We start from the raw sequence: 15,698 nt of genomic DNA on the forward strand, positions 1-15,698 counted from the left end.
TCAGGAATCCTCGCGGGGACGCATCGGGCGCAGCGCGGGCCGGGCCGCCTGCTGCTTTCCGAGTTCCGCCGCGAGGCCGGCGACCGTCGGCGCGTTCAGCAGGACCTTCAGCGGGACCTCCACGCCCAGCCGCGCCCGGACCAGGCTGACCAGCCGGACCGCCAGCAGCGAGTGGCCGCCCAGCTCGAAGAAGTCGTCGTCCATGCCCACGGCGTCGACGCCCAGCACCTGCGCGAACAGCTCGCAGAGGGTCTCTTCCTGCGGGGTGGACGGCGCCCGCCCGGCGCCCGTCGCCCCGGCGTACTCCGGGGCGGGCAGCGCCTTGCGGTCCAGCTTGCCGTTCTGCGTCAGCGGCAGCCGCTCCAGCGTGACGACCGCCGCGGGAACCATGTGCTCGGGCAGCCGCTGGGCGACGAACTTCCGCAGGATTGCCGGGAGTTCGTGGTCGAACGGGCTGTCGCCCTCGGCGGGGACGACGTAGGCGACGAGACGGATATCACCGGGCGTGTCCTCGCGGGCCACGACCGCGGCCTGACCCACCGACGGGTGCACCGTGAAGGCGGCCTGGACCTCGCCCGGCTCGACCCGGAAGCCCCGGACCTTCACCTGCTCGTCGGACCTTCCCAGGTACTCCAGCTGTCCGTCAACGGTCCACCGGACCTGGTCACCGGTCCGGTACATCCGGCCGCCCTGCTCGAACGGGCAGGCCACGAAGCGCTCGCCCGTCAGCCCCGGCCGCCGGACGTAGCCCCGCGCGAGCTGGGCACCGGCGATGTACAGCTCGCCGATGACTCCGGGCGCCACTGGCTGCAGCGTCCCGTCCAGGACGTAGACCCGGGTGTTGGCGTTCGGCTTGCCGATCGGCACCGATTCGCCGATCTCCTGGCCCGCCGCGACCTCGAACACGGTGCATCCGACCACCGTCTCGGTCGGCCCGTACTCGTTGACCACCACCGAACGGGGCGCCCGCTCCAGCCACGAGCGGACCACGGCGCCGGTCAGCGCCTCACCACCGACGATCATCTTCCGCGCCGTAGTGGACACCTGCTCCGCCGTCAAGAGTTCGGTGAGCAGCGGCAGGTGGGCGGGGACCACCTTGGCCAGACCGAACCCGCCGCCCGCCGCCACCAGCGCCGCCAGTCCCTCGGCGCCGCCCTCCGGGCTCACCACGACCGCCGAGCCGGACACCAGGGGCACCAGCACGCTGGTCACCGTCAGGTCGAAGGCGAGGGACGAGTGCAGGGGCGCCCCTCCCCCGTCCTGCATGCCGTAGGCCCGGCTCGCCCAGACCACGTAGTTCGTCAGGCCGCCGTGGGTGACCGCGACGCCCTTCGGACGGCCGGTGGATCCCGACGTGTAGATCACGTAGGCCAGGCCCTCCGGCGCTGCGCCGACCCCGGGCGCGGTGTCCGGGCAGGCGCCGACCATGGCGACGACCATCGGCTCGTCCAGCGCCATGGCGCGCACCCGGCCGACGGGCAGCTCGTCGAGCACCTCCTCCTCGCTCAGCAGCAGCGCGACGCCGCCGTCCGACAGCATGAACGCGATGCGGTCCGCCGGGTACTCCGGGTCGATCGGCAGATACCCGGCCCCCGCCTTCCAGATGGCCAGGATCGCGACGGTCATCTCGACGCCCCGCCGCATGCACAGGGCCACGAGGGACTCCGGGCCCACGCCCTGGCCGACGAGGTGGTGGGCCAGCCGGTTGGCCCGCGCGTCCAGTTCCGCGTACGTCACCTCGACGCCGTCGCACACCACCGCGACCGCGTCCGGCGTACGGGCCACCTGAGCCTCGAACAGTTCCGGAACCGAAGCGTCCGGCATCTCGGTCTCGGTGTCGTTCCATTCGGTGAGCACCTCGTGCCGCTCGGCCTCGCCGAGCACCCGAAGGCCGCTCAGCGGCTGGTCCGAGCCACCGTCGAGCGCCCGCTCCAGCGCGTCCACCAGGTTCCCGGTGACCGAGCGCACGAGCCCGGCCACCATCCGCGGGTCGATCGGGGCGACCGCGTCGACGGCCAGTCCCAGCCGGTTGCCGTCGTCGTCGATGGCGACCGAGAGGGGGTAGTTGGTGCGGTCGACGACCTTCACCGTCCTGATCCCCTCCAGGCCCCGCGCCCCGGCCTCCTCCACGGCCCCGCCGGAGGCCTTGCCCGAACCCTGGGCGCCGTTGTGCCGGTAGTTGAACATGGAGGTGAACAGGGGTGTGTCTCCCTGCACGCCGCTGGCCCGCTGGGCCACCGCGAGGGGCGCGTGCTCGTGCTCCAGCAGGGCCGCGAGCTGACCGCGCATCGCGGTCACCGCCGCCAGCGCGCCGGTCGAGTCCAGCCGGGCCCGTACCGGAAGCATGTTCATGAACGGGCCGGCCACCCTGTCGGATCCGGCGCCCGCGTTCATCCGGCCGAAGAGGACGGTGCCGAAGACCACGTCGTCACGGCCGCTGACCGCGGCCAGCACCCGCGCCCACGCCACGTGCAGGACCGTCGCGGGGCTGGAACCGAGCCGCCGCGCGACCTCGCGCAGCCGGTCGTTCAGCTCCTCCGGGAACGCCATCCCGGCCCGCACCACGCCCGCGCCGTCGCCCCGCGCGTCAACGAGTCCGAACGGAGCGGTCGGCTCCGTCACGTCGCCCAGCAGCTCGGCGAAGAACGACTCGTGCTCCCCGCTGCCCAGCCCGGCACGGGCCTGGGCCACGAAGTTGCGGAACGGCAGCGGGTCGGGCAGCTCCGCACCGCGCCCGGCGAGGAACGCCTGGACCTCCTCCAGCAGCACCACCACAGCGGTGTGGTCTTGGACCATGTGGTGCGCCCGGAACAGCACCAGCCACCTGTCACTGCCCGGCTCCGCGGCCACGTGCAGCCCGACGAGCGGTGCCCGGCCCAGGTCCATGTGCGAACCGCCCAGGGCCACCAGCTCACCCACCGGGTCCGCGCCGTTCGGGTCCAGCTGTACTTCCTCGACCGGCAGGACGGCGTGTCGCCACACCGCCTGCACGGGCTCGCGCAGGCCTTCCCACACGATGCCGGTGCGCAGGACGTCGTGCCGGTTGACGACCTGCTGGAGTGCGTCGGTGAAGGCGTCCAGGCGGGCGCGGGAGTCGAACTCCATGACCGTCGGCATGACGTAGGCGTCCTCGCCGCCGTCGGCGAGGAGGTGGTGGAAGAGCAGGCCCTCCTGGAGCGGGGCCAGCGGGTAGATGTCCGCCACGTTCGCCGCTCCGCCTTCGACGGTGGCGACGATCCGCGCCACCTCATCGGCGGTCAGGTCCACCAGCGGCAGCATCTCCGGAGTGATCTCCAGCGCACCCGCCGGGATGGCGTTCGCCGGCACCACCATCTCCCCGGCCCCGGCCACCGCGGCCAGGCCCGCCACGCTCGGCGTCTGGAACAGCGCCCGTACGGACACGGACACGCCATGGCCGCGCAGGATCTCGACCAGCCGGATGGCCAGCAGGGAGTGACCGCCCAGCGCGAAGAAGTCGTCGTCGACGCCTACGTTCTCCAGGCCGAGGACTTCGGCGAAGGCGGCGCAGAGGATCTCCTCGCGGACGCTGGAGGGGCCACGGCCCGAACCCGTCGTGTACTCGGGGGCGGGCAGGGCCTTGCGGTCCAGCTTTCCGTTGACCGAAAGCGGCAGCGCCTCCAGCACCACCACCGCCGACGGCACCATGAACTCCGGCAGCCGCTGCCCGGCGAACCGGTGCAGATCCGCCGTGAACTCTGCTTCGTTGCACGGGAGTTCAGTGGTGACGACGTAGGCGACCAGGCGCTTGTCACCCGGAACGTCCTCACGGGCGACCACAGCGGCCTGCGCGACCAGCGGGTGTGTGGCCACGACGGCCTGGACCTCACCCGGCTCGATACGGAAACCACGGATCTTCACCTGCTCATCCGCACGGCCCAGGTACTCGACCTGGCCCTCGATGTCCCAGCGCGCAAGGTCACCGGTGCGGTACAGGCGCTCACCGGTCCCGAAGGGGGATGCGACGAAGCGCTCCGCCGTCAGACCCGCACGACCCGCATAGCCGCGGGCCAGCTGAACACCGGCGAGGTACAGCTCGCCACCGACACCCACCGGAACAGGGGAAAGGGAGCTGTCGAGAACGTACACCTGCGTGTTCGCGATCGGACCACCGATCGGAACCACAGTGACGTCCTCACCAGCCGGGCACTCCCAGGCGGTGACGTCGACCGACGCCTCCGTCGGCCCGTAGAGGTTGTGCAGCTCCACACCCGTGCCGAACACCTCGAAGAACCGGGCCACTGCGACCGGGGACAGCGCCTCGCCCGAGCAGATCACCCGGCGCAGACCCGTGCACTCGGCCGCAGCCGGATCCCGCAGGAACGCCTCCAGCATCGACGGCACGAAGTGCAGCGTCGACACACCCTCCTCACGGATCACCGACGCCACGTAAGCCGGGTCACGGTGACCACCAGGACGGGCAACGACCAGCGACGCACCCTCCAGCAACGGCCAGAAGAACTCCCACACCGACACGTCAAACCCGAACGGGGTCTTCTGCAACACCCGCTCACCCGCCACCAGACCATACCGGGACTGCATCCACCCGAGCCGGTTCACAATGCCCGCGTGGGACACCACCACACCCTTCGGGCGGCCCGTCGAACCCGACGTGAACAGGACATACGCCGGGTGCTGAGGCAGCACCTCACCCCGCTCCGCGTCCGAGAGCGCACCACCGGCAACTCCGGCCAGCGCTTTGGCGGTTGCCGGGCCATCGAGGACGATGGCAGCCGTGCCCTCAGGCAGTACACCCGCCAGCACACCCGACGTCACCACACAGTCCGCACCCGAGTCCGCGAGCATGAACCCCACGCGCTCCGACGGCAGATCAGGGTCAACCGGCACATACGCGCCACCCGCCTTCACCACCGCCAGCAGCGACGCCACCAGATCGACACTGCGCTCCAGGCACACCCCGACCACGGACTCCGCACCCACACCACGGCCGATCAGCACCCGGGCCAGACGGTTCGCACGCGCATCCAGCTCCGCATACGACACCTCCACACCCTCGAACACCACAGCAACCGCATCCGGAGTCCGGGCCACCTGAGCCTCGAACAGCCCACCCAGCGTCCCCACCGGCAGCTCGACCGCCGTGTCATTCCACCCCGACACCAGCTCGTGGCGCTCAGCGGCACTCAGCACGTCCACCGCACCCAGCCGGAGTTCCGGCTCCGCGGCCACCGCGCCGAGCACCCGCACCAGGCCCTCGATCAGACGCTCCACCGACGCCACGTCGAACAGATCCGCCGCCGCGACCACCGCGCCGTACAGTCCGGCCGGCACACCGCCGGGCCCGAAGGACTCCCCGACGCTGAATTCGAGGTCGAACTTGGCCACCGGCACGCCGGCCGATACTCCTCCCGCGTGGACCCCGGGCAGGTCCACGACCGCCTCGGCGTTGTTCTGCAGGGTGAGCATGACCTGGAACAGCGGGTGCCGGGACAGGGAGCGCGTCGGGGCGAGTTCCTCGACCAGCCGCTCGAACGGCACGTCCTGGTGCGCGAAGCCCGACAGACCGGCCTCCCGCACCCGCGACAGCAGTTCGCGGAACGTCGGGTCCCCCGACAGGTCCGCACGCAGCATCAGCGTGTTGATGAAGAAGCCGACGAGGTAGTCCAGTCCTTCGTCCGTACGTCCGGCGTTCGCCGACCCGATCGGGATGTCCGTTCCGGCACCGAACCGCGACAGCATGACCGCCAGCGCGGCCTGCAGCACCATGAAGACCGTCACGCCCTCGGCGCGCGCCAGCTCCACCAGCCGCGCGTGCACCTCCGCCGGGATCTCCAGGGAGACTCCGTGGCCACGGTGGCTGGCCGCCGACGGGCGCGCGTGGTCGAAGGGCAGGCCGAGTTCCTCGGGGATCCCGGCCAGCGCTTCGCGCCAGTAGGCCATCTGGCGGGAGACGAGGCTGTCCGGGTCCTGGTCGTCGCCGAGCAGTTCGCGCTGCCACATCGCGTAGTCGGCGTACTGGACCGGCAGCGGCTCCCACTCGGGCGCCCGCCCCTCCTGGCGCGCGGCGTACGCGGCGGAGACGTCCCGGCCCAGCGGTCCCGTGGACCAGGCGTCACCGGCGATGTGGTGCACGGTCACGACGAGCACGTGCTCGTCCGCGCCGGCCGAGAACAGCCAGGCCCGGATGGGCACTTCGGCCGAGAGGTCGAAGGCGTACCGCGCCGCCTCCGACACCGCGGTGTCCACGTCGGCCGCCGTGGTGGAGAGGTCCACGACGTCGAGCTTCCACGGCAGGTCCGCGAGGTCCAGCAACTGCTGGTACGGCTCACCGTCGGCCACCGCGAACACCGTGCGCAGCGCTTCGTGGCGGCCGATGACGTCCCGCAGGGCCGCGCCGAGCGCCTGGGCGTCGACCTGGCCCGCCAGGCGGAGCACCATCGGGATGTTGTAGGTCGCGCTCGGCCCCTCCAGCTGGCCGATGAACCACAGGCGGCGCTGCGCGAACGACAGCGGCACCCGCTCGGGGCGTTCCCGGGCGGCAAGCGCCAGGCGGGCCCGGTCGGCACCGTCGATCCGGGCCGCGAGCCGGGCCACCGTCGGCGCCTCGAACAGCGCACGGAGCGGCACTTCCACGTCGAGCACGGTCCGCACGCGGCTGACCAGGCGAACGGCGAGGAGGGAGTGGCCGCCGAGGGTGAAGAAGTCGTCGTCGACGCCGACGGTGTCCACGCCCAGCACCTGGGCGAAGACGCCGCTGAGGATCTCCTCGTGGAGCGTGGAGGGGGCCCGGCCCGGGCTCACCGCGTCGCCGTAGTCGGGCGCGGGCAGGGCCTTGCGGTCCAGCTTTCCGTTCACGGTCAGGGGCAGCTCGTCCAGCACCACGACCGCTGCCGGGACCATGTACTCCGGCAGACGCTCGGCCACGAGCCCGCGCACCGACGCCGGCAGTCCGGCGTCCGCGCCGTCGGCGGGCACGACGTAGGCGACGATGCGCTTGTCACCGGGCGTGTCCTCACGGGCGACGACCGCGGCCTGTGCCACGTCCGGGTGCCCGGCCGCCACGGCCTGCACCTCGCCCAGTTCGACGCGGAATCCGCGCAGTTTGACCTGCTCGTCGGCCCGCCCGGCGAACGTCAGCTGGCCGTCGGTCTCCCAGCGGGCGAGGTCACCGGTCCGGTACATCCGCGCCCCGGCCCCGGCGAAGGGGCAGGCGACGAAGCGTTCGGCGGTGAGCTCGGGGCGGCCGTGGTAGCCGCGGGTCAGCTGCGCGCCCGCCACGTACAGCTCGCCCACGACACCGGCCGCGACCGGCTGGAGCGATCCGTCGAGGACGTACAGCCTGGTGTTGGCCGTCGGTGAACCGAAGGGGACCGTCCCCTCGCGGCCGGGGTCGACCGATCCGGTGGCCACGATCACGGTGGCTTCGGTGGGTCCGTAGGTGTTGATCAGGTTCCGGCCCCGCGCCCACGCGGCTGCCAGGCCCGGTTCGATCGCCTCGGCGCCGACGACCAGCGAGCCGACGCCCGCCAGGTCCGCGGGCTCCAGCACACCGAGCAGCGACGGCACCACGCTCGCGGACCGCACACCGGCCGACTCGACCAGCGCACGCAGCAGCTTCGGCTCCGCCCGCTCCGCCGCACCCGCCACCACCAGCGAACCACCACTGCCCAGCGTCACCGCCACATCCAGCACCGACGCGTCGAAGCTGAACGAGGCGAACTGCAGCACCCCGACACCCGGCCCGACCTCCATCAGCGGACCGAACACCGACACCAGGTTCGCCAGCCCGTCATGGGTGGCCGCGACGCCCTTCGGGCGGCCGGTGGATCCCGAGGTGTAGATGACGTAGGCGAGAGCGGCCGCCGCCGCGGCCGCGTCGGGCGCGGTGTCCGGCAGTGCGGCCAGTTCGGCGCCCACCCGCGGGTCGTCGAGCCGGACCACCCGGTCCGCGCCGAGCCCGTCGGCCAGGTCTCCCGCGACGTCCTGGCGCAGGACGACCGCGCGGGCCCCGCTGTCGGCGAGCATGAACGCCAGCCGCTCGACCGGGTACTCCGGGTCCAGCGGGACGTAGGCGGCCCCGGCCTTCCAGGAGGCCAGGATCGCGACGACCATGTCCACGCCGCGCGGCAGGCACAGGCCCACCACCGACTCGGGACCCACACCCTGGCCGACGAGGTGGTGCGCCAGCCGGTTGGCCCGCGCGTTCAGGTCCCCGTACGACACCTCGGTGCCCTCGAAGACGACGGCGACCGCGTCCGGGGTGCGTGCCGCCCAGGTCTCGAACAGCTGCGGAACGGATGCCCGCGGCACCTCGGCCGCGGTGTCGTTCCATGCGGTGAGTACGCGCTGCCGCTCGGCCTCGTCGAGGACGGTGACCGTGGTCAGCGGCAGGTCGGGGCCGCCGTCCAGTGCCTGTTCGAGCGCCGCCACCAGGTTCCGCGTGGCGGCGGTCATCAGCGAGGCGACCGCCTCCGGGTCGATCGGGGCGACCGCGTCGATGGCCAGCCCCATCCCGTTGCCGCCGTCGTTGACCGCGACCGAGAGCGGGTAGTTGGTGCGCTCCCGCTGGAGCAGGGTCTGGATGCCCTGCATGTCCTCGTCGGCCTGTGCGATCAGGTCGGCGGAAGGGGCGGTGTTGTGCCGGTAGTTGAACAGCGAGGTGAACAGGGGGGTGTCACCGGAGACACCGCTGGCCTGCTGCGCCACCGCGAGCGGAGCGTGCTCGTGCTCCACCAGGCCGGCCAGCTGACCGCGCATCGCGGACACCGCCGCCAGCGCGCCCAGCTCGTTCACCCGCACCCGGACGGGCAGCGTGTTGATGAACGGCCCCGCCACGCGGTCGTTGCCGGATCCGGCGTTCATCCGGCCGAAGAGGACGGTGCCGAAGACCACGTCGTCGCGGCCGCTGACCGCGGCCAGCACCCGCGCCCACGCCACGTGCATCACCGTCGCCGGGCTGGCACCGAGCCGCCGGGCGACCTCGCGCAGCCGGTCGGCCAGCTCGTCGTCGAAACGGGAGCCCGCCCGTGCCACCTCGGCACCGACGTCCCGCACGTCCACCACGCCGTACGGGGCGGTGGGTTCGTCGACGTCGCCCAGCAGCTCGGCGAAGAAACCCTCGTGCTCGGACCGTTCGACCCCGGCACGCGCCTGGGCCACGAAGTTGCGGAACGGCAGCGGCTCGGGCAGCTCCGCACCGCGCCCGGCGAGGAACGCCTGGACCTCGCCGAGCAGCATCTCCAGACCCGTATGGTCCTGCACCATGTGGTGGACGCGGACCAGCAGCAGCCACCTGTCACTGCCCGGCTCCGCGGCCACGTGCAGCCCGACCAGCGGCGCCCGGCCCAGGTCCATGGACAGGCCACCGGCCGCCAGCAACTGGTCGATGGGATCAGCGCCGTTCGGGTCCAGCTGTACTTCCTCGACCGGCAGGACGGCGTGTCGCCACACCGCCTGCACGGGCTCGCGCAGGCCTTCCCACACGATGCCGGTGCGCAGGACGTCGTGCCGGTTCAGGACCTGCTGGAGTGCGTCGGTGAAGGCGTCCAGGCGGGCGCGGGAGTCGAACTCCATGACCGTCGGCATGACGTAGGCGTCCTCGCCGCCGTCGGCGAGGAGGTGGTGGAAGAGCAGGCCCTCCTGGAGCGGGGCCAGCGGGTAGATGTCCGCCACGTTCGCCGCTCCGCCTTCGACGGTGGCGACGATCCGCGCCACCTCATCGGCGGTCAGGTCCACCAGCGGCAGCATCTCCGGCGTGATGGTCGTGGTGCCCTCGGGGATCGCGTTCGCCGGCACCACCATCTCCTCGGCCCCGGCCACCGCGGCCAGGCCCGCCACGCTCGGCGTCTGGAACAGCGCCCGTACGGACACGGACACGCCATGGCCGCGCAGGATCTCGACCAGCCGGATGGCCAGCAGGGAGTGACCGCCCAGCGCGAAGAAGTCGTCGTCGACGCCTACGTTCTCCAGGCCGAGGACTTCGGCGAAGGCGGCGCAGAGGATCTCCTCGCGGACGCTGGAGGGGCCACGGCCCGAACCCGTCGTGTACTCGGGGGCGGGGAGCGCCTTGCGGTCCAGCTTTCCGTTGACCGAAAGCGGCAGCGCCTCCAGCACCACCACCGCCGACGGCACCATGAACTCCGGCAGCCGCTGCCCGGCGAACCGGTGCAGATCCGCCGTGAACTCTGCTTCGTTGCACGGGAGTTCAGTGGTGACGACGTAGGCGACCAGGCGCTTGTCACCCGGAACGTCCTCACGGGCGACCACAGCGGCCTGCGCGACCAGCGGGTGTGTGGCCACGACGGCCTGGACCTCACCCGGCTCGATACGGAAACCACGGATCTTCACCTGCTCATCCGCGCGGCCCAGGTACTCGACCTGGCCCTCGATGTCCCAGCGCGCAAGGTCACCGGTGCGGTACAGGCGCTCACCGGTCCCGAAGGGGGATGCGACGAAGCGCTCCGCCGTCAGACCCGCACGACCCGCATAGCCGCGGGCCAGCTGAACACCGGCGAGGTACAGCTCGCCACCGACACCCACCGGAACAGGGGAAAGGGAGCTGTCGAGAACGTACACCTGCGTGTTCGCGATCGGACCACCGATCGGAACCACAGTGACGTCCTCACCAGCCGGGCACTCCCAGGCGGTGACGTCGACCGACGCCTCCGTCGGCCCGTAGAGGTTGTGCAGCTCCACACCCGTGCCGAACACCTCGAAGAACCGGGCCACTGCGACCGGGGACAGCGCCTCGCCCGAGCAGATCACCCGGCGCAGACCCGTGCACTCGGCCGCAGCCGGATCCCGCAGGAACGCCTCCAGCATCGACGGCACGAAGTGCAGCGTCGACACACCCTCCTCACGGATCACCGACGCCACGTAAGCCGGGTCACGGTGACCACCAGGACGGGCAACGACCAGCGACGCACCCTCCAGCAGCGGCCAGAAGAACTCCCACACCGACACGTCAAACCCGAACGGGGTCTTCTGCAACACCCGCTCACCCGCCACCAGACCATACCGGGACTGCATCCACCCGAGCCGGTTCACAATGCCCGCGTGGGACACCACCACACCCTTCGGGCGGCCCGTCGAACCCGACGTGAACAGGACATACGCCGGGTGACCCGGAAGCAGAACACCCCGCTCACCAGCCGACAGCACCCCGTCATCCGTACAGGCCAGCACCGACACCGTGTCCGGATCATCGAGCACCACAACAGCGGTGCCCTCAGGCAGCGTGTCCGCCAGCACACCCGACGTCACCACACAGTCCGCACCCGAGTCCGCGAGCATGAACCCCACGCGCTCCGACGGCAGATCAGGGTCAACCGGCACATACGCGCCACCCGCCTTCACCACCGCCAGCAGCGACGCCACCAGATCGACACTGCGCTCCAGGCACACCCCGACCACGGACTCCGCACCCACACCACGGCCGATCAGCACCCGGGCCAGACGGTTCGCACGCGCATCCAGCTCCGCATACGACACCTCCACACCCTCGAACACCACAGCAACCGCATCCGGAGTCCGAGCCACCTGAGCCTCGAACAGCCCACCCAGCGTCCCCACCGGCAGCTCGACCGCCGTGTCATTCCACCCCGACACCAGCTCGTGGCGCTCAGCGGCACTCAGCACGTCCACCGCACCCAGCCGGAGTTCCGGCTCCGCGGCCACCGCGCCGAGCACCCGCACCAGGCCCTCGATCAGACGCTCCACCGACGCCACGTCGAACAGATCCGCCGCCGCGACCACCGCGCCGTACAGTCCGGCCGGCACACCGCCGGGCCCGAAGGACTCCCCGACGCTGAATTCGAGGTCGAACTTGGCGGCGTACTTACCCGCCGAGACCCTGCTCGTCGGCTCGGCACCCGACAGGTCCAGAGCCGCCTCCGCGTTGTTCTGGAGGGTGAGCATCACCTGGAACAGCGGGTGACGGACCAGGGAGCGCGTCGGGGCGAGTTCCTCGACCAGCCGCTCGAACGGCACGTCCTGATGGGCGAACGCGCTGATCCCCGACTTCCGTACGCGGGACAGCAGTTCACGGAACGTCGGGTCCCCCGACAGGTCCGTGCGCATGACCAGGGTGTTGACGAACAGCCCCACCATGTCGTCGAGGGCTTCGTCGGTGCGCCCCGCGACCGCGGCGCCGATGGGGATGTCCGTCCCCGCACCGAACCGCGACAGCAGCACCGCCAGGGCGGCCTGCAGGACCATGAAGGTCGTGGCTCCCTCGGCCCGGGCCAGCTCCGCGAGCCGGCCGTGGACCTCCGCCGGGATGTTCAGCGACACGGTGTGGCCCTGGTAGCTGGCGACCGTGGGGCGTGCGTGGTCGAAGGGCAGGCCGAGTTCCTCGGGGATCCCGGCCAGCGCTTCGCGCCAGTAGGCCATCTGCTGGGAGACGAGGCTGTCCGGGTCCTGGTCGTCGCCGAGCAGTTCGCGCTGCCACATCGCGTAGTCCGCGTACTGCACCGGCAGCGGCTCCCACTCGGGCGCCCGGCCCGCGCGGCGCGCCTCGTAGGCCGCGGAGACGTCCCGGGCCAGCGGTCCCATCGACCAGCCGTCGGCGGCGATGTGATGGACCACCACGAGGAGCACGTGGTCCTCGGGCGCCACCGTGAACAGCCAGGCCCGGATGGGCACTTCAGAGGACAGGTCGAAGGCGTGGCTCGCCGTCTCGGCCACCGCTGCGTGCACGTTGACCGGTCCCTGCGTCGTGGACAGGTCCACGACGTCGAGCTTCCAGATGAGGTCCGCGAGGTCCAGCACCTGCTGGTGCGGCTCACCGCCGGCCACGGTGAACACGGTGCGCAGGACCTCGTGCCGGTCCATCACGTCACGCAGGGCGGCGTTCAGCGCCCCGCTGTCCACCTGGCCGGACAGCCGCATGGCCATGGGGATGTTGTAGGTCGGGCTGGGGCCTTCGAGCTGCTCGACGAACCACAGACGGCGCTGGGCGAATGACAACGGAAACATCAGGAATCCCCCTGGGTACGCGTACGCATGGGCCGCAGCGCCGGCCGCTTTGCTGACTTCTTCTTTCCGAGCTGCTGTGCGAGACCCGCGACCGTCGGCGCTTCGAACAGCGTCCCGATCCCGACCTCCACGCCCAGCGCCACCCGGATCCGGCTCACCAGCCGTACGGCCAGGAGCGAGTGCCCTCCGAGGGCGAAGAAGTCGTCGTCCACACCGACCTTCTCCAGCCCCAGCACCTGGGCGAACGCTTCACACAGGGCCTCTTCCTCGGGGGTCGACGGACCCCGGCCGGATCCCGCCGTGACGGCGTATTCCGGTGTCGGCAGCGCCTTGCGGTCCAGCTTTCCGTTCACGGTCAACGGCAGTTCGTCCATGACCACGACGGCTGCCGGGACCATGTACCCGGGCAGTCGTTCGGTGGCGAACTGCCGGACCGTCCCGGCGACGCCGTCACCCGCGGTCGGCTCCGCAGCGTCCACGGGCACGACGTAGGCGACGAGCCGCTTGTCACCGGGTGTGTCCTCACGGACGACGACCGCGGCCTGGGCGAGCTGCGGGCAGGCGGCCAGTACGGCCTCGATCTCGCCGGTCTCGATCCGGAAGCCCCGGACCTTGACCTGGTCGTCGGCGCGGCCGACGAACTCCAGGTTCCCGTCCGCGTCCCACCGGACCACGTCGCCGGTGCGGTACATCCGCTCGCCCGCGTCGGCGTACGGGGAGGCCACGAACCGGTCCGCGCTCAGCCCGGGGCGGTTCAGGTAGCCCCGCGCCAGGCCGGCGCCGACCACGTACAGCTCACCTGGCACCCCGACCGGTACGGGCTTGAGCTTCCCGTCCAGGACGTACAGCCGCAGGTCGGGGATCTGCCGGCCGATGAGGCTCGGGGCTCCGTCGGTGGCCGCGGCCTCGTCGAGTGCCGCGTAGGTGACGTGCACGGTGGTCTCGGTGATCCCGTACATGTTCACCAGCACCGGCGCGTCCTGCGAGTGCCGGGAGTACCACTCCCGCAGCCGGGCCGGGTCCAGGGCCTCGCCACCGAACACCACCGTGCGCAGGGTCAGTTCCTGGCCCAGCTCCGGCTCCTGCGCCTCTGCCTGCATCAGCTGGTAGAAGGCGGACGGCGTCTGGTTGAGCACCGTCACCCGCTCGCGGACGAGCAGCCGCAGGAAGTCCTGCGGGGAGCGCGACACCTCGAACGGGACGACGACCAGGCGGCCGCCGTACAGCAGGGCGCCCCACAGTTCCCAGACCGAGAAGTCGAAGGCGAAGGAGTGGAACCAGGTCCACACGTCCTCGGCTCCGAACTCGAACCAGTTCCGTGTCGCACCGAACAGGCGCGCCACGTTGGCGTGCGTGACGACCGCGCCCTTGGGCTGTCCGGTCGACCCCGAGGTGTAGATCACGTACGCGGGGTGGGAGGCCAGCAGGCTGCCCGCCCGGTCCGCGTCCGTCAGCCGCGCGGCGTCCAGGCCGTCCAGCTCACCGGCCACGGCCGGGTCGTCCAGGGCGACCACCGCGAGCCCGCGCGCGTCCTCGGGGCCGAGCAGCCGGTCGCGGGTCTCGCGGTCCGTGACCATGGTCACGGGGGTCGCGTCGCCCAGGACGAAGGCGATGCGCTCGGCCGGGTAGCTCGGGTCGATCGGCAGGTAGGCGCCGCCCGCCTTCACCACGGCGAGGAGGGAGACCACGAGGTCCACCGACCGGTCGAGGCATACGGCGACCAGGGACTCCGGTGCGACGCCCCGGGAAACCAGCAGCCGCGCCAGCCGGTTCGACCGGGCGTCCAGCTCGGCGTACGTCAGCCGCGTGTCGCCGAACTGGACGGCCACCGCGTCCGGGGTCCGCTTCGCCTGCACGTCGAACAGCGCGGGCAGCGAGTCCACGGGCACCTGCTCGGCGCCGTCGTTCCAGTCCACCAGCATCCGGTGACGCTCGGCCTCGCCGAGTACGTCGACCGAGCTCAGCGGCTGGTCGGGGGCGCCGTCCAGTGCTTCCTCGATCGCCGTGACCAGGTTGTCCGTGGCCGTGGCGATCAGGGCCGCGACGGCCTTCGCGTCCACCGAGGCGACCGCGTCGATGGCCAGGCCGATCTCCGTGCCGTCGTCGTCGACCGACACCGACAGCGGGAAGTTGGTCCGCTCACGGGAGAAGACCGTCCGGATCCCCTCCAGAGCGGAACCGGTGCCCTCACCCTCCTCGGGACCGGAGTTGTGCCGGTAGTTGAAGAGCGAGGAGAACAGGGGGGTGTCCCCTTGTACGCCGCTGGCCTGCTGGGCCAGGGCGAGCGGAGCGTGCTCGTGATCCAGCAGACCGGCCAGCTGGTCACGCATCGCGGACACCGCCGCCAGCGCGCCCAGCTCGTCCATCCGCACCCGGACGGGCAGCGTGTTGATGAAGGGGCCCGCCACCCGGTCCGAGCCCGCACCGGCGTTCATCCGGCCGAACAGGACGGTGCCGAAGACCACGTCGTCGCGACCGCTGACCGCGGACAGCACCCGCGCCCACGCCACGTGCATCACCGTCGCGGGGCTCGAACCGAGCCGACGTGCGACCGTGCGCAGCCGCTCGGCCAGACCGTCTTCCAGCAGGGCCACCGCTCGCGCCACGTCCGAACCGACACCGCGCACGTCCACCAGCCCGTACGGGGCGGTCGGCTCGTCGACATCGCCCAGCAGCTCGGCGAAGAACCGTTCGTGCTCCCCGCTGTCCACGCCTGCCCGCGCCTGCGCCACGAAGTCGCGGAA

Annotated in this window: 2 protein-coding genes (1 of these 2 running past the window's edge); both read right to left on the reverse strand. The window is 71.6% G+C overall.

The annotated features are described in order from the left end of the window. The gene (locus tag OHA61_RS08845; protein WP_406302576.1) at positions 1-12,954 is read right to left on the reverse strand and encodes an amino acid adenylation domain-containing protein; all 12,954 of its coding nucleotides are present in this window, start codon (positions 12,952-12,954) and stop codon (positions 1-3) included. After that, positions 12,954-15,698 carry the end of a non-ribosomal peptide synthase/polyketide synthase gene (locus tag OHA61_RS08850; RefSeq protein ID WP_406302578.1) on the reverse strand. 19,884 nt of this gene lie beyond the right edge of the window, so the window shows 2,745 of its 22,629 coding nt (coding positions 19,885-22,629); the start codon falls outside the window, past its right edge; it ends in the stop codon at positions 12,954-12,956. Before OHA61_RS08850 ends, OHA61_RS08845 begins: the two co-directional genes overlap by 1 nt.

The organism is Streptomyces sp. NBC_00885, assembly GCF_045207475.1.
In the GTDB taxonomy this organism is placed as follows: Bacteria; Actinomycetota; Actinomycetes; order Streptomycetales; family Streptomycetaceae; genus Streptomyces.